Genomic DNA, 23,027 nt, shown 5'->3' on the forward strand with positions numbered 1-23,027 from the left:
CGCTTATTCCTCGCGCTTCGGCGAAAAAGAAGTTGTCCGACACGATTCGTTCAGAGACAGGGCGTCACCGCGCCGCTGAACCTCCTCCAGTGAAAGCCACGTCCATTTTCGCTGATTCTTTCCCGTGCGGCGAAATGACCGCAACACCCGATGTCCGCACGAATGCCGAGAGCGTCTCCAGCGTGCCGCAGATCGACACATCCGGCCTGTTGCGCGCGCTGACGCCGTTCCGCGCGGCCAGCAACGGCCGCGGCATCCTGGAGCTGGTGATCACCGTCGGCCCGCTCGTGGCATTGTGGATCACGGCGCTGTTCCTCGTGAAGGCGCAGATCTGGGCGGGGCTGCTGCTGACGCTGCCGGCTGGCGCATTCCTGCTGCGCCTGTTCATGATCCAGCACGATTGCGGGCACGGATCCTTCTTCCGCGGGCGCCAGGCGAATGGCTGGGTCGGGCGGGTGATCGGCGTGCTGACCTTCACGCCCTACGAATTCTGGCGGCGGAGCCATGCCCATCACCACGCCGGGACGGGCAATCTGGATCGTCGCGGGACGGGCGACATCGATACGCTGACGCTCGCCGAATTCCGCCAGCGATCGCGCTGGCAGCAGCTGCGCTATCGTATGTATCGGAACCCGATCGTGCTGTTCGTCCTCGGGCCGGCCTTCCAGTTCCTGCTCGTCCACCGCTTTCCGGTCGGGATCGCGCGCGGCTCGCGGGCGCTGTGGATGAGCGTGATGGGCACGAACATCGCGATCGCTCTGCTGTGCCTCGGCCTGATCGCGGGCTTCGGGCTGACGACCTTCTTCCTCGTCCACCTGCCGATCACGCTCGTCGCGGCGTCGCTCGGCATCTGGCTCTTCTATATCCAGCACCAGTTCGAGCAGACCAGCTGGGATACGGCCGAAGACTGGTCGTTCCAGAAGGCGGCGCTGCACGGCAGCTCGCATTATGATCTGCCGCCGGTCCTGCGCTGGTTCAGCGCGAATATCGGCGTTCATCACGTGCATCATCTGTGCAGCACGATCCCCTTCTATCGCATGCAGCGCGCGCTGGCGGCGGCGCCGCAGCTCAGGGAGGTCGGGCGCATGACGCTGCGCCAGAGCTTCCGGACGATCCGGTTGGCGCTGTGGGACGAAAAATCCCGGCGCATGATCTCCTTCCGGGACGCCGCGACCGCCTGACCGGCCCGGAGCCGGTCGAGACGGCACTGGCCTGTCGCGGACATCCGGTTATGCTCGCCCCGTTGCAGAGGGGGCGCTGATCATATGGGAATTCGTCGCGGCCGTGGGCCGATCGCGGGCGTCGCTGCGGCGCTGATCGCCTGGGCCGGAGCTGCGCAGGCGCCGACGACGGCGCAGATGGGGCAGCGCATGGCCAAGGCGCCCGTGACGGCACCGATCCTGCCGATGAGCGACGTCGAGCAGGCGTCGCCCGCGCCGCCCTTTATCCTCGGCATCCGCGATCGGGCCGCACTTGAAAATGCGATCCTCGCCGAGCGGCTCGACACGGTCGTCCCCGCGATCATGCGCGCGCAGAAGATCGACATGTGGGTGCTGGTCGCGCGCGAATATTTCGAGGATCCGGTCGTCGCGACCATGCTCAATGCGGAGAGCCTGCACGCGCGCCGCCGGACGATCCTGATCTTCTTCGATCCGGGTGCCGGCAAGCCGATCGAGCGGCTCACCGTAAGCCGTTACGGGCTGGGCGGCCTGTTCCAGCCGGCCTGGGATCCGGACAAGCAGCCCGATCAGTGGAAAGCCGTCGCCGAGATCGTCGCCGCGCGGAACCCCAAGGCGATCGCGATCAACACCTCCTCGCTCTCGGCCTTCGCCGACGGGATGACGCTGAGCCAGTATAAGGATCTGACCGCCGCGCTGCCCCAGGCCGCGCGCGACCGGATCGTCTCCGGCGAGAAATTGGCGATCGGCTGGCTGCAGACGCGCTCGCCGATGGAGATGCAGGCCTATCCCGGCATTCTTAGGCTGGCGCATTCGATCATCGCCGATGCTTTTTCACGAAAGGTCATCACGCCGGGCCGGACCACCGCCGACGACGTCGTCTGGTGGTATCGCCAGCGCCTGTCCGATCTCGGGCTCGTGCCTTGGTTCCATCCGTCGATCGGTGTGATCCGCAAGGGCAGCGCCGCGATGCTGGAGGGCGATACGATCATCCAGCCGGGCGATCTGCTGTGGACCGATTTCGGCATCACCTATTTGCGGCTCAACACGGATACGCAGCATCTCGCTTATGTGCTGAAGCAGGGCGAGACGGAGGCGCCGGCGGGGCTGCGCGCCGGCCTGCGCGCAGCCAATGGCGTGCAGGATGCCTTGCTCTCCTCGTTCCGCGTGGGTGCCACGGGCAACGAGGTGCTGGCCGCGGCGCGCGCCAAGGCGATCGCGGCCGGACTGAAGCCGTCCATCTATTCGCATCCGCTGGGCTATCATGGCCACGCCGCCGGGCCCGCGATCGGCTTCTGGGACGACCAGAGAGGCGACGAGCGCGGCAGCACTCCGATCGCGCCGAACACGACCTGGTCGATCGAGCTGGCAGCTTACCTGGCGGTGCCCGAATGGGGCGGGCAGGAGGTGCAGTTCCGGGCCGAGGAGAATGCCTATTTCGATGGCACGCGCGTGCGCTTCCTCGATGGCCGGCAGACCGCGATCAGACTGATCCCAAACAAGTGACGCTCGATGCGCGAAAGCGCCGTCCCGCGGGAACCTTCCGGGGCTTGGCGCATCCCTACCGACGCACGTAAACCGCCATAAGGCGCACCAGCAGCGAACGGGCCCGCAATACCCATGACTGATACGAACTCCCGGCAGTGGGAGGTGCGCCGCCTCGAGGCGCTCAGCCGTTACGAGATCCTCGATACGCCGCGCGAGACGGCGTTCGACGATGTCGCGCGGCTCGCCGCCGATATCTGCGGCGCGCCGATCGGGGTGGTCAATCTGATCGGCGACGGCCGCCAGTTCTTCAAGGCCGAGGTGGGGCTCGGCGTGCGCGAGACGCCGCTGGAATCGTCCTTCTGCGCCAAGGCGATTCTCGAAGATGAGTTCCTGCTCGTGCCCGATGCGAGCGCCGATCCGCGCTTCGCGGGCAATCCGCTCGTCACCGGCGAACCCCATCTGCGCTTCTACGCGGGCGCGCTGCTCAAGACGCAGGACGGCTATCCGATCGGCACGTTGTGCGTGCTGGATGTCGCACCCAAGGCGCTGACCGAGCTGCAGCAGCGCACGTTGCGGATCCTGGCGCAGCAGGTGATGGATCAGCTCGATCTGCGGCTGACGATCCGCGAGCGCGGCCATGCCGACCAGCGTTACCGCACCTTGTTCAATTCGATGGACGAAGGCTTCTGCATCATCGAATTCCTCGACGGGCCGGACGGACCACTCAGCGACTATGTCCATGTCGAGGCGAATGCGGCCTATGAGCTGAACGCGGGGATCCCCAATGTCGTCGGCCAGAAGGTGCGCGACATGGTCCCCGACGAGGCCGGCGGCTGGGTAGAGCTCTATCGGCCTGTGCTGGAGACGGGCATCCCGATCCGCTTCGAGCGCGAACTGGAGGCGACGGGGCGCTATCTGTCGCTCTCCGCCTTCCGGATCGAACCGGCGAGCCGGCGCGAGGTGGCGGTGCTGTTCCAGGACGTTACCGGCCGCCGCAAGGCCGAGCTGGAGCTCGTCGAGCTCAACCGGACGCTGGAGCGGCGCGTCGCCGAGGCGCTGGCCGAGCGCAAGCTGCTGGCCGACATCGTCGAAGGCAGCAACGCGCTCGTCCATGTTCTCGATACCGACTATCGCTGGCTCGCGATCAACGGCGCGGCCGCGCGCGACTTCAAGGCGACGTTCGGCGTCCTGCCGAAGGTCGGCGACAATATGCTGGAGCTGCTCGCCGACAAACCGGTCAACCTCGATGACGTCCGCGCGCTGTGGACGCGCAGCTTCGCGGGCGAGGAATTCACCGAGGTCATCGCCGTCGGCGAACCCGGGGCGCGGCGCCATTTCGAGGTCCGCTCCAGCATTCTGCGCGACAAGGACGGCGAGCGCATCGGCGCCTATCAATTCGCCTACGACGTCAGCGATCGGCTGCGCGAGCAGGAGCGGCTGCGCGATGCCGAAGATGCGCTGCGGCAGGCGCAGAAGATGGAAGCGGTCGGCCAGCTGACCGGCGGCCTCGCGCATGATTTCAATAATCTGCTCGCGGGCATCGCCGGCGCGTTCGAGATGATCGGGACGCGGCTCGCGCAGGGGCGCACGCTCGACGTCGAGAAATATCTGGCGGCCGGGCAAGGTGCCGCGCGCCGCGCCGCCGCGCTCACGCACCGCTTGCTCGCTTTCTCGCGCCGCCAGACGCTCTCGCCCAAGTCGGTCGTGATCAATCGGCTGATGTCGGACCTGGTCGAGCTCGTGCAGCGCACCGTCGGGCCGTCGATCGAGGTGGAGACGATCGCGGCGGTCGGGCTGTGGCCCACGCTCGTCGACGCCAACCAGCTGGAGAATGCGATCCTCAACCTGTGCATCAACGCGCGCGACGCGATGCCGGACGGCGGGCGGATCACGATCGAGACGGGCAACAAGTGGCTCGACGAGCGCGCCGCCAACGAGCGCGGGCTCCAGGCGGGGCAATATGTGACGGTGTGCGTCAGCGATACGGGCACGGGCATCGAGAAGGCGATCCTGAAGCGCGTCTTCGATCCCTTCTTCACGACCAAGCCGATCGGCGAGGGGACGGGGCTGGGGCTGTCGATGGTCTACGGCTTCGCGCGCCAGTCGCACGGCCATGTCCGCATCTATTCGGAGCTGGGGCAGGGGACGATGGTCTGCATCTACCTCCCCCGCCATGTCGGCGAGGAAGACGAAGTCGAGACGACGGCCGCGTCTGCCGCGACGCCTGCGCAGAGCGGAGCGACGGTCCTGATCGTGGATGACGAGCCGACGGTGCGGATGCTGATCGTCGATGCGCTGGAGGACCTGGGCTATGCCTGCGTGGAGGCGGCGGACGGGCCAGCGGGGCTGCGCATCCTGCAGACGAACGACCGGATCGATCTGCTGATCACCGATGTCGGCTTGCCCGGCGGGCTCAACGGGCGACAGGTGGCGGATGCGGCGCGCGCGCTGCGGCCGGCGCTGAAGGTGCTGTTCATCACCGGCTATGCCGAGAATGCGGTGCTGAACCACGGGCATATCGAGCGCGGCATGGAAGTGCTGACCAAGCCGTTCGCGATCGGCGATCTCGCGATCCGCGTCGATCGTTTGCTGCAGGGCGACGCCGGGCGCACTGCCTGAGGGCCGGGAGGGCGAGTGCGCGCTCAGCGCTGGTTCAGGCTGGTGGGCGCAAAGAGCAGGACAAGAACATCGCGAGGAGAGGAATATGCGACACGCACTCCCAATCATGCTCGCCGCCGCTCTGATCGCGGGCGGCGCATCGGCCAGGTCGGCCCAGCCCAATATCAAGGGCGAGGCGGAGCTTGCCAAGCTGCTGGACGGCCGCGTCGCGGGCAAGCCGGTCAACTGCATCAGCACGACCAATTCGCAATCCAGCCGGATCATCGACGGCACTGCAGTCGTGTACCAGTCGACCGGGCGGACGCTCTACGTGAACCGGCCGCGGATCGGCGCGGATTCGCTGCGCAACGACGATATCCTCGTCACCAAGATCTGGGGATCGCAATTGTGCAGCCTGGATCAGGTGCGGCTCGTCGACCGCACGAGCCGCTTCCCGCGCTCGTTCGTCGGGCTCGGCGAGTTCGTGCCTTATACCAAGCCGAAGAGCTGACCCCGCTTTAGTCGATCGCGATCGTCCGGCGGCGCGCGCCGGTGGCGGCGTAGATCGCCAGGCCGAGCGCGTTCCAGACGACGAAATAGCCCTGCGTCTTCGCGGGCAGGCTGGCGAACAGATAGAGGCAGCCCAGGATGCCGAAGCCGCCGACGAACCAGGCGGCGGGGGTGCGGAAGGTGCGCGGCGCATCGGGCGCGCGCACCCGCATGATCAGCATGCAGGCGCAGACCGCGACGAAGGCGGCGAGCGTGCCGGCATTGGCGAGCGCCGCGATCTCGTCGAGCGGGAACAGGCCCGCGATCGCCCCGACGATGACCGCGGTGAAGAGCGTGATCCGCACCGGCGTGCCCCGCGCCGAGACCGTGGCGAGGCTGCCCGGCAGCAGGCCATCGCGCGCCATCACGAAAAAGATACGCGACTGGCCGTAGAAGAAGGCGAGGATCACCGTGGGCAAGGCGATCACCGCGGAGGCGGCGAGGAAGGTCGCGGCCTTGGGCTGGCCCAGCTCGCGCAGGATCAGCGCCAGCGGCTCGGGGCTCTTGGCGAAGCTCGTGAACGGGATCGCGCCGACCGCGGCGCCGGCGACGCCGACATAGATGAGGATGCAGACGAGCATCGATCCGACGATGCCGATCGGCAGATCGCGGCTTGGGTTCTTCGTCTCCTCGGCGGCGGTGGCGATCGCATCGAAGCCGTAGAAGGCGAAGAAGATGATCGCGGCGGCGGCCATCACCCCGCGCTCGACTCCGTCCGGCCCGGTCGCCTTGATGAAGCCGAACGGGGCGAAGGGGTGGAGGTGCGCGGCGTTGAAATAGGGCAAGGCGACTGCGACGAAGACGGCGAGCGCGACGATCTTCACGAGGACCAGACAAGCATTGAGCGTCGCGCTCTCGCGCGTGCCGACGATCAGCAGCCCGGCGACGACGGCGATGATGAGGATCGCCGGCAGATTGGCGACGCCGCCCAGCGCCGGGCCCTGCATCACGCTCATCGGCACGCCGAGCGCCGCCTGGAGCAAGGGCGCGGCATAGCCCGACCAGCCGACCGCGACCGCGCTGACGACGAGGCTATATTCGAGGATCAGGCTCCAGCCGATCACCCAGGCGACGAGCTCGCCGATCACGACATAGGTGTAGGTGTAGGCGCTGCCCGAGGCGGGGATCATCGTCGCCATTTCGGCATAAGCGAGCGCGGCGCAGGCGCAGATCGCGCCGGCGATCGCGAACGACAGGATCACCGCTGGCCCGGCCTTGTCCGCGCCGACGCCGATCAGGGTGAGGATCCCGGTGCCGACGATCGCGCCGACGCCCAATGCGATCAGGTGCGGCCAGCTGAGCGTCCGCGCGAGGCGATGCTCGGCCGCCATCTCGGCCGAGGGCACGATGATCTTGCGCCTGTTCCAGTTCGCCATGCGGTGCTCCTTCGGCGGGCAGCATAGCCGGGAATGCGCGGGGCTGAAGCGGTTTTGCTGGGCGAGAGGGCAGCGGGTGATTCGTGGCTAAAGCGGCAATTGTCTCAAGCAATGCATGCAAGGCTCGAACCCCCACTCCGTTTGCCCTGAGCTTCTCGGAAGAAAGACCGTGCTTCGACAGGCTCAGCACAAACGGTTTTTTGGGGCTAGTCCGAGTTTTGCAACGGCCCCTTCCCGAGAAGGGAAGAGGTTACCGCCCCGCCACCGTTACCGGCGCATCCGGGGTCTGCCAGCCGCCGCCCAATGCCTTGAACACGTCCACCTGCGCCAGCGCCAGCGCCGCATCGGCTTGCGCGAGCGCGGCTTCGGTGTCGGCGAAGGTGCGTTCGGAATCGAGCAATACGAGGAAATCGACGACGCCCTCGCGCTGGCGGGCGCGGACGATGCGGACCGCGCGCGCGGCCTCGTCGCGCGCGCTGGCGAGCGCGCGGCGGCGATCGATCAGGCGGGCATAATTGGAGAGCGCGGTGTCAGTCTCCTGAATCGCGCGCAGCACCGTGCCGTCGAAGCTGGCGAGCGAGGCCTGCGTGTCGGCGCGCGCGCCGGCGATGCGCGCGCGGGCGCCCTCCTGATTGGGGAAGGTCCAGCTGATCAGCGGCCCGAGCAGCCAGCCCAGGGGGCCGGCGCCGAAGATATTCGAGAAGCCGTTGCCGCTCGACGCGATCGAACCGCCCAGCGAGATGTGCGGATAGAGTTCGGACGTGGCGACGCCGATCCGCGCCGTATCCGCCGCGAGCCGCCGCTCGGCCGCGCGCACGTCGGGCCGGCGCGCGAGCAAGGCGCCGCCGTCGCCGATCGGGATCGGCTGGGCGATTTCGGGCGGGGCGGTGCGCACCGACGCGTCGGCGGGGAGCTCGTTCGGTGTGCGGCCGGTGAGCATCGCGAGGCGATAGAGCGCGGCCTGGCGCTGGGCGATAAGCGGCGGGATCTCGGCGCGGCGCTGTTCGCGCAGCGCGGCGAGCCGGGCGACGTCGAGCCGCTCGGCGCGGCCGGCCCGGAAGCGCTTGTCGGTGACGTCGAGCGAGCGATCGAGCAGGCCGAGCACGCGCTCGGCCACGGCCTGCTGCTGCGCGGCGGCGGCGGCCTCGACATAAGCGCTCGTCACCTCGGCGACGACGGCGATGCGGACCGCCTGGCTGTCGGCCGCGGCCGCGCCGACATCGCCGCGCGCGGCCTCGATCTCGCGCTTCACGCGGCCGGAGAGATCGAGCTCGTAGGAGACGTCGAGCCCGAGATTGACGCTCCAATCCTCGCGATCCGCGCCGATCGGGCGGCGGTTCGAGGAGAAGCGGCCATATTGCGGGGCGGCCGAGAGATCGGTCTGGGGCAGGCGATCGTTGCGCGCCTCGCGCAGGTCGGCGCGCGCCTTGTCGAGCCGGGCGACGGCGACGCGCAGATCGGTGTTGGCGGCAAGCGCATCGGCGATCAGGCGATCGAGGACGGGATCGTTGTAGAGCTGCCACCAGCGATCGGGCGTCTCGCTCTCGGCGACGGGCGCGCCGGCGGCGATGAGCGGCGCGGTCCTGCTCGCGCTGGCGATGGGCGGGACATAATTCGGTCCGACCGCGCAGGCGGCGAGCGCGAGCAAAGAGACGGGAGCGAGGAGGGCGCGGAGACGGCGCGACATCGCGTTTCCGACGGCGTTCGTCGCCGCGATCCGCTCATCCTGAGGAGAGGCTGAGCCTGTCGAAGCCTCGTCTCGAAGGACCAGCACTGCTGCGGCCGTCCTTCGAGACGCCATTTCGACTGCGCTCAATGGCTCCTCAGGATGAGCGGGGGTGGGCGTCTTGGCAAAGTTGTTCATAGCAACTGTCCTATTCGGCCGGCTGCAGCGCGGCCGGGGCGGCGCCGGGGCGGCGGCGCTCCAGACGCTGCGCGAGCCCGCGGCAGACGACGTAGAAGGTGGGGGTGAAGATCAGGCCGAAGCCGGTGACGCCGATCATCCCTGAGAAGACCGCGGTGCCGAGCGCCTGGCGCAGCTCCGAGCCCGCGCCCTTCGCCAGCACCAGCGGCACGGCGCCGAGGATGAAGGCGAAGCTCGTCATCAGGATCGGGCGGAGCCGATCCTTCGCGGCGCGGACCGCGGCATCGACGGGGGAGAGCCCGTCCTCCTCCTCGGCCTGCCGCGCGAATTCGACCACGAGGATCGCATTCTTGGCGGCGAGCGCGATCAGCACGACCAGCCCGATCTGCGTCAGCACATTATTGTCCATGCCGCGGATGTTCACCCCGGTCATCGCCGCGAGCAGGCACATCGGCACGATCAGGATGATCGCGAGCGGCAATGTCAGGCTCTCATATTGCGCGGCGAGGACGAGGAAGACGAACACGACCGCCATGCCGAAGACGAGCGCGGAGGAATTGCCCGCCGACTTCTGCTGATAGGCGATGCCCGTCCATTCGCTGTCGTAGCTGGCTGGCAACGTCTCGGCGGCGAGCTTCTCCATCGTGCCGAGCGCCTGGCCCGACGAGACTCCCGGCGCGGTATCGCCATCGACCTCGACCGCGGGGAAAAGATTGTAGCGGACGACGCGATAGGGGCCGGACTTGTCCTGGAAGGTCGCGACCGAGCCGATAGGGACCATCGCGCCGGAGGCGGAGCGGGTCTTCAGATTGGCGATGTCCGCGGTCGTGTTGCGGAAGCGCGCATCGGCCTGGGCGGTGACGCGATAGGTGCGCCCCAGCAGGTTGAAGTCGTTGACGAAGGTCGAGCCCAGATAGACCTGCAGCGCTTCGAACACGCGCTCCGGCGGCAGGCCGATCAGGTTCGCCTTGCGACGATCGATATCGGCGAAGATGCGCGGCGTGGCGGTATCAAAGAAGGTGTAGATCTGCTTGAGGCCGGGGGTCTGGTTGGCCTTGCCGATCAGGCCGAAGCTCGTCTCGCCGAGCTTCTTATAGCCGTTGCCGCCCTTGTCCTGGATCATCAGGCGATAGCCGCCGGCCGAGCCGATGCCCTGGATGAGCGGAGGCGGAATCATGAGCAGGCGCGCCTCGTTGATGTCGGCGGTGGCCTTGCCCGCCTCGGCCATGATCGAGCCGAGCGTGACGCCGAGCTTCTCGCGATCGGCGAAGCTCTTGAGCGGGATATAGGCCGCGGCCGAATTGGGGGCGAGCGTCTGCGAGGGGCCGTCGAAGCCCGCGAGCATCACCGCGCCCTTGACGCCGGCGAGCGGCAGGATGCGCTGGGCGACCTTCTTCATCACCGCATCGGTGCGCTCGACCGAGGAGCCGGGCGGAAGCTGGATGACGGTGAGGAAATAGCCCTGGTCCTGCGCGGGGACGAAGCCCGTGGGCGTGACCCAGAAGACCGCGCCGGTGACCGCGATGAGCCCGGCATAGGCGATCATCATCCGCTTCGGCATCAGCACGAGCTTGCGCGTGAGCTTGGCATAGCCCTCGCTCATCCGCTCGAAGCCGCGGTTGAAGCGGTCGCCCGCGTCCGAGAGGATCCGCTTCCAGCGCGGACCGCCCGACACATCCTCACGCGGGCGCAGCAGCATCGCGGCGAGCGCGGGCGAGAGGGTGAGCGAGAGCAGGAGCGAGATGATCGTCGCGGTCGAGATCGTCACCGCGAACTGGCGGTAGAAGGCGCCCGACAGGCCCGTGAGGAAGAGCGTCGGGATGAACACCGCGCACAGCACGAGCACGATCGCGACGAGCGCGGTCGAGACCTCGTCCATCGACTTGCGTGCTGCTTCCAGGGGGCTGAGGCCGTGCTCGAGATTGCGCTCGACATTCTCGACGACGACGATCGCATCGTCGACGACGATGCCGATCGCGAGCACCATGCCGAACAGCGACAGGTTGTTGAGCGAATAGCCGACCGCGGCGAGCACCGCGAACGTGCCGATCAGCGAGACGGGGATCGCGACCACGGGGATGATCGCCGCGCGCCACTTCTGGAGGAACACCAGGATGACGAGCACGACGAGGATCACCGCTTCGAACAAGGTATGCTTCACCGCGTCGATCGACTGGGCGATGAACTCGGTCGGATTGTAGATGACGCTGTAGCCGAGGCCCTTCGGGAACTTGGCCTTCATCTCCTCCATCGCGGCGGAGACGCCCTGCGCGGCGGCGAGCGCGTTCGACCCGGGGCGCTGGAAGACCGCGACGATCACGGTCGGCTTGCCGGACAGGTATGTGTTGCTGCCATAATCCTGCGCGCCCAATTCGACGCGGGCGACGTCGCCGACGCGGACCTGGCGGCCATCGGCATCGGTGCGGATGATGACGTCGGCGAATTGCTGCGGCTCGGTCAGGCGCCCTTGCGTCTCGACGCTGAGCTGGAAGGCATTTCCCTGCGCATAAGGCGGCGCGCCGATCGCGCCCGAGGCGACCTGGACGTTCTGCGCGCGCAAGGCCGCGACGATTTCCCCGGGGGTCAGATCGAGCGCGGCGGCGCGGTTGGGATCGATCCAGACCCGCATCGAGAAATCGCGGCTGCCGAACAATTGCACGTCGCCGACGCCGTCGATGCGCGCGAGCCGGTCGCGGACCTGCGTCAGCGCATAATTGGAGATGTAGCCGCGATCGAGGCTGTCGTCGGGGGAGACGAGATTGACGACCATCAGGAAGTCGGGCGAGGTTTTCTTCGTGACGACGCCGAAGCGCTGCACGTCCTCGGGCAAACGCGGCAGCGCGACCGCGACGCGATTCTGGACGAGCACCTGCGCTGCATCCAGATCGGTGCCGATCTTGAAGGTGACGGTGATCGTCAGCTTGCCGTCACCCGTCGATTGGCTCGACTGGTAGAGCATGTTGTCGACGCCGTTGATCTCCTGTTCGATCGGCGCGGCGACGGTCTCGGCGACGGTCTCGGACGAGGCGCCCGGATATTGCGCGCTGACCGTCACGGTCGGCGGCACGATGTCCGGATATTGCGAGATGGGCAGCGCGAAATAGGCGAGCGCGCCGACGATGGTGATGACGACCGCGATCACCGCGGCGAAGATCGGCCGCGTGATGAAGAAGCGCGAGAAGCGCATGATGTGTCTCCGGGATGGAGGGCGCCTCTCAGCGCGAGATGGGCGTGTGCCTGCCGCTCGCCCTGGGCTGGTTGAGCACCGTCCTTCCGGGGGAAAAGGAGGACGGTGCTCGACAAGCCCAGGGCGAACGGATCGGTGGCGTTACCGCGCGAAGGTCGCCTCGGCGGCCGCCGCGGGGGCGGCTTCGGTCGTGGTCGCGGTGGCCTGTTCGGGGACGATCCGGCCGGGCGACGCGGTGACCTTTGCGCCGGGGACCGCGACCTGCGTGCCGGCGATGACGACGCGGTCGCCGGCGGCGAGGCCGGTGCGGATGATGCGCAGCCCCTCGATCACGGGGCCGAGCGTCACCGGCTTGGCCGCGACCGTGCCGCCGGCGTCGACGACAAGGAGGGTCTTGCGCGCCTGATCGGTCTGGATCGCGGCATCGGGGACGAGCATCGCCTTGACCGTGCCGCTATGGCCGAGCCGCATGTTGCCGAACATGCCGGGGGTCAGGAAATAGTCCGGATTGGCGAGCACGGCGCGGCCGCGGATCGTGCCGGAGCGCGTATCGAGCCGGTTGTCAGTGAAATCGAGGCGCCCTTTCCAGCGATAGCCGCTCTCGTCCTGGAGCTGGATCTCGACCGGCTGCGCGCCGCCCGTCTGGCGATCGCGCTGCGCCTTCAGATAGAGCGCTTCCGAGCCGTCGAAGGAGAAATAGATCGGGTCGAGCGCGTTAATCGTGGTCAGCAACGTGCCGGCCCCATTGTCGCCGCCGGCGACGAGATTGCCCGCGTCGATCCGCCGATCCGAGATGCGCCCCGCTATCGGCGCGCGGACGGTCGTGAATTCCAGATCGAGCGCGCGCGAGCGAACGCGCGCGGTGGCGGCGGCGAGACCCGCTTCGGCCGCCTGGAGGCGCGCCTTGATCGCATCGATCTCGCCCGCCGAGACCGCCTCGTCGCCCGCGAGCCGGTTGACGCGGCCGAGATCGGCGCGGGCGAGCGCGACGGTGCTGGCGGCGCTCGCCGCATTGGCGCGCGCCTCGGCGAGCGCGGCCGCGAACGGGCGCTGGTCGATCGTGAACAGCAATTGCCCGGCGCGGACGATGTCGCCGTCCTTGAAGTGGACGCCCGTCACGGCGCCTGAGACGCGCGGGCGGATCTCGACCGTGCGGCTGGGGGCGAAGCGGCCGACATAATCATCCCACTGGCTGACGTCGCGGACGAGCGGCGCGGCGACGCTGACGGTGGGCGGCGGCGCGGTCGCTTCGGCGGGCGCGCCGCGGTGGAGCAGGCTGTAGCCGCCGAACGCGACGGCGGCCGCCGCGACGCCGAGCGCGCCGTTGCGCCGCCAATTGCGCGGGCGCCTGTCCGACGCGTCCGCCTCGACCGTGGCGATGCGGGTTTCCATGTTCATGCCGCGATCCTCTGGCGGCGCGTGCTGCGGCGCGTGGCGATGCTCGCGAGCATCGTCTCGAACTGATCGAGGCTGAAGCCGGCGGCGATGAAGCGGCCGATCTCGGATGCGGGCAGCAGATAGCCGTGATGCCAGGCCTGGACCGCGGTCTGGCGCAGCGCCTCGAGCCGCGGATCGGCGAGCTTGGAGCTGCTGCCGAGCCCGAACAGGCTGCCGAGCGCGCGCGACAGGCGGCCGGGCTCGCCGAGGCTCGCCAGCGTGTCCTTCGCGGAGAGCGCGATCACGCTCCACTCGAGGCCCGAAAAGCCGGTGCCGGCGCCCTGGGCGGGCGTCTTCGCGACGGTTTCGGCGGGCAGGTACGGCACGCCGCCGGCAAATGCCTGATTGAGATCCATATAGGCCATGGTCGGTCCCCTGTTCTTGGGCGTTCTTTGGGCGCGGCCGGGCGACAGCGGACGCGCCTCGCGCCCGCTCGCCGTCATCGGACGCGAGATTGTGGTGCCCGACGACCGCGCAAGCGGGCCGGGCGATGTTGATGAAGCGCGGCGCGAGCGCCGACGTCTGGGCTAGAGAGTGACCAACTTCATAAGCGGGCTCCTTGGCCGGTGCCGCCGAGTCTGTTCGGCGGCGTTCCGTACCGAGCGGTATATAAAGCGCCGGGTCGTTCCGTCAACGACTTTTATACCGGTAGGTATCTTTTTGCCAAGCGGGGGCGGCGAAGAAATTTGGTGCGGTGCACAAGTGTTTGAAAAATGGGCTTTGCTTTAGGCGACTGGCGCAAGCATGCCGGCTCCGGCTGGCCTATCAGCACCTCACCTCCGATTGACCCGCCGCCGTTTTTCGCGAAATTTGATTCACTGTAGAGAGTCGAACCGCCGATGCTCCTTCTCGTTCAGCTCGATATTTCCCAAGCGGAGATGGCGCTGTTCGACGAGTATGAGGCGCGGGTCCTCGCCTTGCTCGGAAGCCACGGCGCCAAGCTCGTCGAACGGTTGCGCTCCACGGATCAGGCAACAGAGGTCCATCTGGTCCACTTCCCGGACGCCAGCGCTTTCGAGGCGTATCGTGCCGATCCGGTGAGAGTGGGACTTCAGCAGCTGTGGCTGGAATGTGGTGCGTCCTCGACGCTGACCGAGGTTCGGCGCGTCGGTGAGACATAGTTGTCTTTGTTGTCGTGCGAGAATCTTGCACCGACCTAGATCGAAAGCGTGCGACCGCAAACGGACTTGCTTCTGATCCCTCTCCCGCGAAAGCGAGAGAGGGCTAAGGCCGGCGCCACAAGCGGACCGTCTGCTTTCGCCCCAATAGCGGACTTATCCCTCAAACGCGGCGCCCCCGCTCCCTCGAAGCGGAGAGGGCTTGCTGAGCGTTCGCTCACACGATTGCCGCCGTTACCTCCCCTCCCTGAAAGGGAGGGGATTGAGGGGTGGGTTGCTGTCCAGCCGAGCGCATCGGTGGATGGCGACCCACCCCCAGCCCAGCATCAGGTCGGTCATGCCCCCAGCATGACCTGAACAGCGCGGGGGCGCTGTTCACCTGATGCTCTTCCAGGGAGGGGAGCCAAACGTCCGCTCACCACCATTAGCAGTCGTTAAGCGTCGGATCCCGCCCCGCCCCCTCAATCCGGCTTGTGCGCGGCGATCTCGTTGCCGGCGGGGTCGCGGAAGTGGAAGCGGCGGCCGCCGGGGAAGGCGAAGATCGGGCGGGTGACGTCGCCGCCGACGGCTTCGACCGAGGCGAGCGCCGCCTCGAGATCGGGGACCTGGATCACGGGCAGGGGCGCATCGGACTGTTCGGGCGTATCGGCCTGAAAGCCGATATCGACGTCGCCCGTCATCGTGCAGGCATAGGTCGGGCCGAACTGCTCGAACTCCCAGCCGAACACCGCCCCATAGAAACCCTGCATCTCGGCGACGTCGCCGCAGGGCAATTCGATGAAGTCGATCCGTCCGCGCACCATCGCCTTCGTCCTCAGTAGCGCCGGAGCAGGCCGGCAAGCTTGCCCTGGATGCGGATCTGGTTGGGCTTGTAGCGCTGCGGATCATAAGCGCGATTGGCGGGATCGAGGCGGACCATCGTCCCTTCGCGGCGGAAGAACTTGAGCGTCGCCTCGCTCTCGTCGACGAGCGCCACGACGATCTCGCCGTCGCGCGCGGTATCGGCCTTGCGGACGAGCGCATAATCGCCGTCGAGGATGCCCGCCTCGACCATCGAATCGCCCGACACTTCCAACGCATAATGTTCGCCGGGGCCGAGCAGAGCGGCGGGAACCGACAGGCTCGTCTGCCCCTCCATCGCCTCGATCGGCAGACCCGCGGCGATGCGGCCGTGGAGCGGGATTTCCAGCACGTCGTTCGCGACCGGAGGCAGCGCGGTCTTGGGCTTCAGCGTCACCACGTCCGCGCTCTTGCCGGGCTTGGTCTTGGCCTTCACCGCATCGGGCAGCTTGACGATTTCGAGCGCGCGCGCGCGATTGGGCAGGCGGCGGATGAAGCTGCGTTCCTCGAGCGCCGAGATCAGGCGGTGGACGCCCGACTTGGACTTGAGATCGAGCGCGTCCTTCATCTCCTCGAACGAGGGCGAGACGCCGGTCTCGTTCAGGCGATCGTTGATGAAGCAGAGCAGCTCATGTTGCTTGACGGTGAGCATCGCTTTTTCCTGAAGGCGAGGAACGTATGCGGAACGTGTAGGAAACGATCGAGTCGCTGTCAAGCGAGCGGCAGGAACGCGGCGCTGGCGGCTGCGGGGAGGGCCGGCGCGTGCGGCGGGCGGATGACGAGCGCGTCGGCAGCGGCGAGCGTCGAGAGCGAGGCGCTGTCCTGATCGGGCAGCACATGGAGCGCGCCGTCCGCGATCCGCGCGCGCAGATATGCGGCGCGTTCGCCATTGGCGGGAAGTGTATCGGCGATGGGGAGGTAGTGCGTCGTGGGTAACGGATCGGCCGCGCCGGCGAGGTGCGCGACGAGCGGACGCAGGAACAGGGTGGCGGTGACGAAGGCTGAGACGGGGTTGCCGGGCAGGCCGAGGACGGTCGTCCCGCCGAGACGGCCGGCCATGAGCGGCTTGCCGGGACGCATCGCGACGCGCCAGAAATCGAGTTCCGCCCCGGCCCGGGAGAGCGCGGGGCGGACGAGATCGTGATCGCCGACCGAGGCGCCGCCGATCGTGACGAGAATGTCGGCGTGGGCGGCGGCTTCGGTGATGGCTTGGGCAAGCGCATCGAGATCGTCGCGGACGATGGCGTGGAGCGTGACGTCGGCGGCGTCGCCGAGCATCGCCGCCAGCATCGGCCCGTTGGAAGAGGGGAGCATCACGCCTGCGGTCGGCGCGCCGGGCTCGACCAGTTCGTCGCCGGTCGCGAGGATCGTCACGCACGGGCGGCGGCGGACGGCGAGGCAGCCGTGGCCACCGATCGCGGCGAGCGCGATGCGCGCGGGGGTCAGGCGGGCGCCGGGCGCGATCAGGGGCGCGTCGTCGGTGAAGTCCGAGCCTTTCGGGCGGACGAACAGGCCCTGTCGCGCGGGGGCGTCGCCGGTAAGGGAGACGCGATCGCCGTCGCGGCTGGTCTCCTCCTGGATCAGGATCGTGTCGGCGCCGGCCGGCAGCGGCGCGCCCGTGAAAATTCGCGCCGCCTCGCCCGCGCCGATCGCGCGATCGAGGCCGGCGCCGGCCGCACTCTCGCCGACGACGCGCCATGGCCCCGGCAGATCGGCGAAGCGGATCGCATAGCCGTCCATCGCCGAGAGGTCGGCGGCGGGCTGGGTGCGGCGGGCGGCAACGGCCGAGGCGGCGAAGCGTCCGGCGGCTTCGGCGAGAAGGACGGTCTCGATCGGGAGAGGCTCGGCCAGCGCCAGCAGGCGCGCCTGCGCCTCGGCGACGGCCAGCATCAGGCCCGCCACTCGCCCGAGCGGCCGCCCGATTTGGCGAGGAGCGAAACGCGCTCGATCGTCATGCCGCGGTCGATCGCCTTGGCCATGTCGTAGATCGTCAGCAAAGCGGCGGTGCAGGCGGTGAGCGCCTCCATCTCGACTCCCGTCGGGCCGGTGGTGGCGACGGTCGCGGTGCAGGCGATGCCGTCGGCCTCGATCGCGAGATCGATCGCCACCTTCGCAATCGCGATCGGGTGGCAGAGCGGGATCAGATCGGGGGTGCGCTTGGCGGCCATGATCCCGGCGACGCGCGCGACGGCGAGCGCATCGCCCTTCGCGAGCGCCCCGTCGCGGATCGCGGCGAGCGCCTCGGGCGACATGGCGATGCGCCCGGCGGCGATCGCCTCGCGCTTCGTCGCGGGCTTGGCCGAGACATCGACCATGTGCGCGGCGCCCGCCTCGTCGAGATGCGTGAGGCGTGTCATGCCGCGAGCAGCGCCCGCGTGGCCGCCTCGACATCGGCCTGCCGCATGAGGCTTTCGCCGACGAGGAAGCAGCGGACTCCATGCGCGGCCATCGCATCGAGATCGGCGCGGTTCGTCAGCCCGCTCTCGGCAACGAAGGTGCAGCCCTCGGGCGCGCGGCCGACGAGATCGTAGGTCCGCGCGAAATCGACCGAGAAATCCCTGAGGTCGCGATTGTTGACCCCGATCAGGCGCGATCGGAGCGAGAGTGCGCGCTCCATCTCGGCCGCGTCATGGACTTCGACGAGCACGTCCATGCCGAGCCCGAGCGCCGCCGCCTCGATCTCGGCCATCGCCCCGTCGTCCAGCGCGGCGACGATGATCAGGATCGCGTCGGCGCCCAAGGCGCGCGCCTCCAGCACCTGCCAGGGATCGACCATGAAATCCTTCCGCAGGCAGGGCAGTGCACAGGCCGCGCGCGCGGCGACGAGGAACTCGTCCGCGCCCTGGAAATAGGGCATGTCGGTCAGCACCGAGAGGCACGCCGCGCCGCCCGCTTCATAGGAACGGGCGTGCGCGGGCGGATCGAAATTGGCCCGGATCAGCCCCTTGGAGGGCGAGGCGCGCTTGATTTCGGCGATCAGCCCGTAGCCGCCGGCCTTCGCTTTGGCCTCCAGTGCGGCGCGAAAGCCGCGCGGCCGCGTCTGGCCGCCGGCCTGCGCTTCGAGGGTCGACAGGCTGAGCTGGGTCTTGCGCGCGGCGACGTGGACGCGCTTGTCGACGAGGATCTGGGTGAGGCGGTTGCTCATGGCGCCCGCCCTACACCAGCGTTTCGGTCCGGTGGAAGGGCGGGTATGGCGGAACGGTCAGCGCCGCGGCCGGCGGCTCCCGAAGAAGCAGACGCCGAGGCTGTAGGAAAGGCTCGTCGCGTGGAAGCCCGGCATCGCCGCGGTCACGCGATCGACGACGCAATTCACGCCGCGCGCGGCGGGCGAGGGGACCAGTGTGGAGAGCGGGACATAGGTCACTGGCAGGTCTCCGTCGGCTGGGTAAGCGGGCTCAGGCCGTGCTGGCCGAGAAACTGGTGGAGGCCGACGAGCAAAGCCTGCGCCGCGGCGACGGGGGTGGTCAGGCGGGCGACGACGACGCGCTCCATCGGCGGCGGCGACTTGGAATGATCGCAGTGCAGGCTTTCGAACGTGATCGTGACGACGCCGTTCATCAGCGACAGGCCCGACATGCCGGTGGCGAGTATCTCGGGGGCGAAGGTGTTGTCGATCAGGCGGATGTCGGGTTCGGGCTGCGGGGCGATGGGGGGAAACATCTTCATGGGCGATCACGCCTTTCCTGGCTGGCATCGGGCCGGATCGCTTGGAAAAGGGGGGAGGCGATCCGTGGCGATGTTGTCGGAAAGACACGTCACGGGGGAATTGCACGGGATTGCAGCGCTAAAATCCGCGCGTGACATTCGGCAATGCAGGTGTGCCGAAGCGTGGTCGTTAAAACGCGATCCAGGCCTCGAACAGGCGGCGCGCGGCGCGGCTGTCGAGCGCGTCGGCGGCGATCTGCGCGCCGTTCGTCCAGCCATCGGTCTTGCCGGCGACGATCAGCGCACCGGCGGCGTTGAGCAGCACCGCGTCGCGATAGGCGCCGGGTGCACCGTCGAGCAGAGCGGCGAGGGCGGCGGCGTTGTAAGCAGAATCGCCGCCGCGGATCGCATCGAGCGGGTGGCGGGTCAGGCCCGCATCCTCGGGCGCGATCCTTGCCTCCGACACCGCGCAGAGGCCCGTCGCGACGATCTGGCTCGGGCCGGCGATCGACAGTTCGTCGAGGCTTTCCTCGCCCGAGACGATCATCGCCGCCTCGCTGCCGAGCAGCTCCAGCGCCTCGGCGACCGTATGCAGATAATCGACGCGCGCGACGCCCATCAGCTGGCGGGTGACGCGCGCCGGGCTGCACAAAGGCCCGACGATATTAAAGATCGTGCGGCGGCCGATCGTGCGGCGGATCGGGGCGAGCCGGCCGAGCGCGGGGTGGTGCTTCTGCGCGAAGAGGAAGGCGATGCCGAGTTCGGCGAGGCTCTCCTCGGCGGTCGCGGCGGCGCGATCGAGGTTCAGGCCGAGCGCCTCCAGCACGTCGGCCGCGCCCGATTTGGACGAGGCGGCGCGGTTGCCATGCTTGGCGACGGGCACGCCGCAGGCGGCAACGACGATCGCGACCGCGGTGGAGATGTTGAGGCTGTGCGCGCCGTCCCCGCCCGTGCCGCAGACGTCGATCGCATTCGCCGGCGCGCTGATCGGGATCATCCGGTGGCGCAGCGCGCGCGCGGCGGCGGCGATCTCGATGCTCGTCTCGTCGCGCAGCGCCATTTCGGACAGGAAATGGGCGACGCTCTCGTCGGGCACCTTGCCGTCGAGGATGTCGGCAAAGGCCTGTTCGGCGACATGGCCCTCCAGCGGCCGCGCGGGATCGGGCAGCAACGCCAGTGTCGTCACGCGCGCTCCAGCACCTTCATGCCGGCGAGGCGCATGAAATTGGCGAGCATCTTATGGCCATGTTCGGTGGCGATGCTTTCGGGATGGAATTGCACGCCGTGGATCGGCAGGCTCTCGTGACGGAAGCCCATCACCGTCCCGTCGGGCGCGCGCGCATTGACGATGAGGCAGGCGGGCAGATCCTCCTCGCGCACGATCAGCGAATGGTAGCGCGTCGCGGTGAAGGGCGAGGGCAGGCCTTCATAGATGCCGGTGCCGTCGTGGATGACGGGGCAGGTCTTGCCGTGCATCAGCTCGGCGGCGCGGACGACGGTGCCGCCGAAGCTCTGCCCGATCGCCTGATGGCCGAGGCAGACGCCGAACAGCGGACGCCGGGCCTCGGCGCAGGCGGCGACGAGATCGAGGCTGATGCCCGCCTCGTTGGGGGTGCAGGGGCCGGGCGAGATCAGGAAGGCCTCGGCGCCCGATGTCATCGCCTGGCCGACGCCGATCGCATCGTTGCGCACGACCTCGACTTCCGCGCCCAACTCCTGAAGGTAGTGGACGAGGTTCCAGGTAAAGCTGTCGTAATTGTCGACGACGAGGATCATGTGGTGCCCTTAATGCGCTTTGTGGTTGTGCGAAACCCGAGGAGAGCGACGATGACAAGCGGACCCGAAGATCCCGACCCCGACGATCTGGACTTCACGCCGACCGAACCCGAGGGCGACGAAGAGGAACAGATCGAGGAGGAAGGCGAGCCCGGCGGCGGCAATTTCGCGTGAAGCCCGTTCGCGCTCCGCCTAGCTAGCTCCGCCAGCCGGCTGACGCTGGTCCAAGAACAGCGTCATGTTTTTGGGGTCGTAGGGAAAGGGAATATAGGGCACGGGGTCGTGATCGCTTTGCCCGATCTTGTAGCGAGCGATGGCGCTCGGATGCACCCCCTCGCTCGCGTCCGCGCCGATGACCCGCACCTTCTTTCCCAGCGCCCGATAGAATAGGCTTGCCGCGGAATTGACCAGCTGCCCTTCGGCCATGCCTTCGGCGACACGGTGAACCTTGGTTTCGAGATACGGCTGGTCGAACGCCAGCAACTGTCCCACCTTCTCGCACATCCACAGGAAGGTGATGTCGGACAGGACGCGATCGCGGTAGCCGCCGCCGATATTGGAATGGACGCCCGCGAACCAGCGCTGCTCGACGATCTGTCCCTTCCTGAGATTGCTGGTGTCCCAGATCGTGGGCGCGAAATTCTTGCGCTGCTCGTCGATCGCCAGGGCATGATAAGCGCGCTGGATCTTGGCGCCGAGGCGGACGTCGTGGAAGGCGTAGCGCGCGCGGGCGATCCCGCGAAACCAGTTGCCGGGAATGCCGAGCGACCCGACCGTGTCCCAGACCCCGACCAGATCGATGTCGGCCTCGCGCGCATCCTTCCATTGCGGATCCGGCAGACCGGTGCGCTCCGCGGGAGCCGTGCGGTAGCGCGTCCAGATGTCGGGCATATATTCGAGGTCGCCCTTGCGAAGCAGACCGACCAGCCCGATCAGTCCCGCGAGGCTGCGCACGGTGAAGGCGCCGCGCGAGAAGCCGAACAGCAGGATGCTGTCACCGGGCTCATAATTCAGGCAGCAGAAGCGATAGGCTTGCTGCACATTCTCGGCGAGGCCAGTGCCGATCGCGCCGCCGACGAACCGCTCGACGACATTGCCGACGCCGACACCCTCGTCATAATAGACGATCTGGGCGCGTCCTTCCGGGCTCATCGGTACGATGGCGCGTGCCATCTTGGTGACGTTCGTGGGGCCGCCTGCCTGATCGGCGGTGTTCCATGTGCCGTCGCAACAGACGACCAGCGTCTTCGCCATCTCCCCCCTCCCCAGAGAGCCGACGGAAAACCGTCTCCAGGCACATTCCGATCAAGGCAAGCCTTCTGTCAACGGCCGGCGAACGCCCCGATCAGACGGCGGGCTGGCTCGTCACGGTCAGTGCGCCGATCACGCCGCCCTTGATGAAGGGCAGAGCCGCGAGCGTCGCGGCGGTCATCGCCGAGAGCAGGATCGTGAGCGCCGCCCAGAGCGGCAGCCCCCAGAACCAAGGTACCGCCAGAGCCGGCGCGATCAGCACGTGCGCGACCAGCAGCACGGTCACGTAGGAGGCAATATCGTCGACGCGGTGCTGGCCATTGTCCGCGCTGCACACCGGGCAGATCGGGCGCACCTTGAGATAGCCTTGGAACAGCGTCGGCGAATCGCAATGCGGGCAGTGGCGCTTGAGGCCGCGCGTGATGCCTTCGCCGAAACTGAGTCTGGGCATTACGAAGCTTCCCTTCCGTCGAGCGGATATAGAGCGTCAACGCGGGTGCGTCATTGCCGGTTCGGGCGCTGGGACAATTTGTCCGGGATAGCCGCATTGACCGGGTTGCAGACGTCAGTTCCTCCCTATGCGAGCATGGGGAGGGGGACCATGCCTGTCCTGAGCGACGCCGCAGGCGACGTTGAAGGGCGCAGCATGGTGGAGGGGTGAGTCTCTGACGCTCACCGCCGCTTTGCGGCGGCCGCTCCACCGCCTTCGGCGGTCCCCCT

The 23,027-nt window shown here is 68.1% G+C and carries 22 protein-coding genes; 6 read left to right on the forward strand and 16 right to left on the reverse strand.

Going from position 1 to position 23,027, the window contains the following annotated elements; genetic code table 11:
* The first annotated feature begins 134 nt into the window (after positions 1-134).
* The 4 genes from Q4F19_RS20720 to Q4F19_RS20735 all read left to right on the forward strand — a co-directional run bounded on the left by Q4F19_RS20720 (position 135) and on the right by Q4F19_RS20735 (position 5,775).
* Positions 135-1,181 carry a fatty acid desaturase gene (locus Q4F19_RS20720; protein WP_303546659.1) on the forward strand — a complete coding sequence of 349 codons (1,047 nt, stop codon included), beginning with the start codon at positions 135-137 and terminating at the stop codon, positions 1,179-1,181.
* Between the two features lie 84 nt (positions 1,182-1,265).
* Complete coding sequence (locus Q4F19_RS20725) at positions 1,266-2,684, forward strand: M24 family metallopeptidase (RefSeq protein WP_303546661.1); 1,419 nt, start codon at positions 1,266-1,268, stop codon at positions 2,682-2,684.
* Between the two features lie 114 nt (positions 2,685-2,798).
* Positions 2,799-5,285: an ATP-binding protein gene (locus tag Q4F19_RS20730; RefSeq protein ID WP_303546662.1), complete on the forward strand. Its 2,487-nt coding sequence runs from the start codon at positions 2,799-2,801 to the stop codon at positions 5,283-5,285.
* An 85-nt stretch (positions 5,286-5,370) separates the two neighbouring features.
* Positions 5,371-5,775: a hypothetical protein gene (locus tag Q4F19_RS20735; protein ID WP_303546664.1), complete on the forward strand. Its 405-nt coding sequence runs from the start codon at positions 5,371-5,373 to the stop codon at positions 5,773-5,775.
* A gap of 7 nt (positions 5,776-5,782) precedes the next feature.
* On the opposite strand, the gene Q4F19_RS20740 is transcribed toward Q4F19_RS20735, so the two are convergent.
* From Q4F19_RS20740 to Q4F19_RS20760, 5 genes are all read right to left on the reverse strand, one after another.
* Entirely contained in the window at positions 5,783-7,189 is a 1,407-nt protein-coding gene (locus Q4F19_RS20740; protein ID WP_303546666.1) for an amino acid permease, read from the reverse strand.
* Between the two features lie 250 nt (positions 7,190-7,439).
* Positions 7,440-8,876: an efflux transporter outer membrane subunit gene (locus Q4F19_RS20745; RefSeq protein ID WP_303546668.1), complete on the reverse strand. Its 1,437-nt coding sequence runs from the start codon at positions 8,874-8,876 to the stop codon at positions 7,440-7,442.
* A gap of 187 nt (positions 8,877-9,063) precedes the next feature.
* Entirely contained in the window at positions 9,064-12,240 is a 3,177-nt protein-coding gene (locus tag Q4F19_RS20750; RefSeq protein ID WP_303546670.1) for an efflux RND transporter permease subunit, read from the reverse strand.
* 141 nt (positions 12,241-12,381) lie between these two features.
* Positions 12,382-13,638, reverse strand: a complete 1,257-nt coding sequence (locus Q4F19_RS20755) for an efflux RND transporter periplasmic adaptor subunit (RefSeq protein WP_303546672.1) — start codon at positions 13,636-13,638, stop codon at positions 12,382-12,384.
* Positions 13,635-14,042, reverse strand: a complete 408-nt coding sequence (locus Q4F19_RS20760) for a hypothetical protein (protein ID WP_303546674.1) — start codon at positions 14,040-14,042, stop codon at positions 13,635-13,637. Before Q4F19_RS20760 ends, Q4F19_RS20755 begins: the two co-directional genes overlap by 4 nt.
* Before the next feature lie 474 nt (positions 14,043-14,516).
* On the opposite strand from Q4F19_RS20760, the gene Q4F19_RS20765 reads away from it, so the two are divergent.
* Positions 14,517-14,798, forward strand: a complete 282-nt coding sequence (locus Q4F19_RS20765) for a DUF1330 domain-containing protein (RefSeq protein WP_303546676.1) — start codon at positions 14,517-14,519, stop codon at positions 14,796-14,798.
* A gap of 458 nt (positions 14,799-15,256) precedes the next feature.
* Here Q4F19_RS20765 and Q4F19_RS20770 read toward each other — a convergent pair whose 3' ends face one another.
* The 9 genes from Q4F19_RS20770 to Q4F19_RS20810 form a co-directional block, all read right to left on the reverse strand.
* Entirely contained in the window at positions 15,257-15,598 is a 342-nt protein-coding gene (locus Q4F19_RS20770; RefSeq protein ID WP_303546678.1) for a VOC family protein, read from the reverse strand.
* A gap of 11 nt (positions 15,599-15,609) precedes the next feature.
* Positions 15,610-16,287, reverse strand: coding sequence for a transcriptional repressor LexA (gene lexA, locus Q4F19_RS20775; RefSeq protein ID WP_303546680.1), 678 nt, complete (start codon positions 16,285-16,287; stop codon positions 15,610-15,612).
* A 59-nt stretch (positions 16,288-16,346) separates the two neighbouring features.
* Complete coding sequence (locus tag Q4F19_RS20780; RefSeq protein ID WP_303546682.1) at positions 16,347-17,525, reverse strand: molybdopterin molybdotransferase MoeA; 1,179 nt, start codon at positions 17,523-17,525, stop codon at positions 16,347-16,349.
* A complete protein-coding gene (moaC, locus tag Q4F19_RS20785; RefSeq protein WP_303546684.1) occupies positions 17,525-17,992 on the reverse strand; it encodes a cyclic pyranopterin monophosphate synthase MoaC in 468 nt (155 codons plus the stop codon). Before moaC ends, Q4F19_RS20780 begins: the two co-directional genes overlap by 1 nt.
* Complete coding sequence (gene trpC / locus Q4F19_RS20790; RefSeq protein ID WP_303546686.1) at positions 17,989-18,780, reverse strand: indole-3-glycerol phosphate synthase TrpC; 792 nt, start codon at positions 18,778-18,780, stop codon at positions 17,989-17,991. Before trpC ends, moaC begins: the two co-directional genes overlap by 4 nt.
* A 57-nt stretch (positions 18,781-18,837) precedes the next feature.
* A complete protein-coding gene (locus Q4F19_RS20795; RefSeq protein WP_303546687.1) occupies positions 18,838-18,999 on the reverse strand; it encodes a hypothetical protein in 162 nt (53 codons plus the stop codon).
* Entirely contained in the window at positions 18,996-19,301 is a 306-nt protein-coding gene (locus tag Q4F19_RS20800) for a hypothetical protein (protein ID WP_303546689.1), read from the reverse strand. The genes Q4F19_RS20795 and Q4F19_RS20800 overlap by 4 nt, the downstream gene beginning before the upstream one ends.
* A 169-nt stretch (positions 19,302-19,470) precedes the next feature.
* A complete protein-coding gene (gene trpD, locus Q4F19_RS20805) occupies positions 19,471-20,466 on the reverse strand; it encodes an anthranilate phosphoribosyltransferase (protein ID WP_303546690.1) in 996 nt (331 codons plus the stop codon).
* Positions 20,463-21,056 carry an anthranilate synthase component II gene (locus Q4F19_RS20810; protein WP_303546692.1) on the reverse strand — a complete coding sequence of 198 codons (594 nt, stop codon included), beginning with the start codon at positions 21,054-21,056 and terminating at the stop codon, positions 20,463-20,465. Before Q4F19_RS20810 ends, trpD begins: the two co-directional genes overlap by 4 nt.
* Positions 21,057-21,107: 51 nt before the next feature.
* On the opposite strand from Q4F19_RS20810, the gene Q4F19_RS20815 reads away from it, so the two are divergent.
* Positions 21,108-21,230 carry a hypothetical protein gene (locus tag Q4F19_RS20815; RefSeq protein WP_303546693.1) on the forward strand — a complete coding sequence of 41 codons (123 nt, stop codon included), beginning with the start codon at positions 21,108-21,110 and terminating at the stop codon, positions 21,228-21,230.
* 18 nt (positions 21,231-21,248) lie between these two features.
* Here Q4F19_RS20815 and Q4F19_RS20820 read toward each other — a convergent pair whose 3' ends face one another.
* A complete protein-coding gene (locus Q4F19_RS20820; RefSeq protein ID WP_303546695.1) occupies positions 21,249-22,310 on the reverse strand; it encodes a DUF2235 domain-containing protein in 1,062 nt (353 codons plus the stop codon).
* 91 nt (positions 22,311-22,401) lie between these two features.
* Entirely contained in the window at positions 22,402-22,758 is a 357-nt protein-coding gene (locus Q4F19_RS20825; RefSeq protein ID WP_303546696.1) for a DUF983 domain-containing protein, read from the reverse strand.
* Positions 22,759-23,027: the final 269 nt, after the last annotated feature.

This window comes from Sphingomonas natans, assembly GCF_030546695.1.
In the GTDB taxonomy this organism is placed as follows: Bacteria; Pseudomonadota; Alphaproteobacteria; order Sphingomonadales; family Sphingomonadaceae; genus Sphingomonas_I; species Sphingomonas_I natans.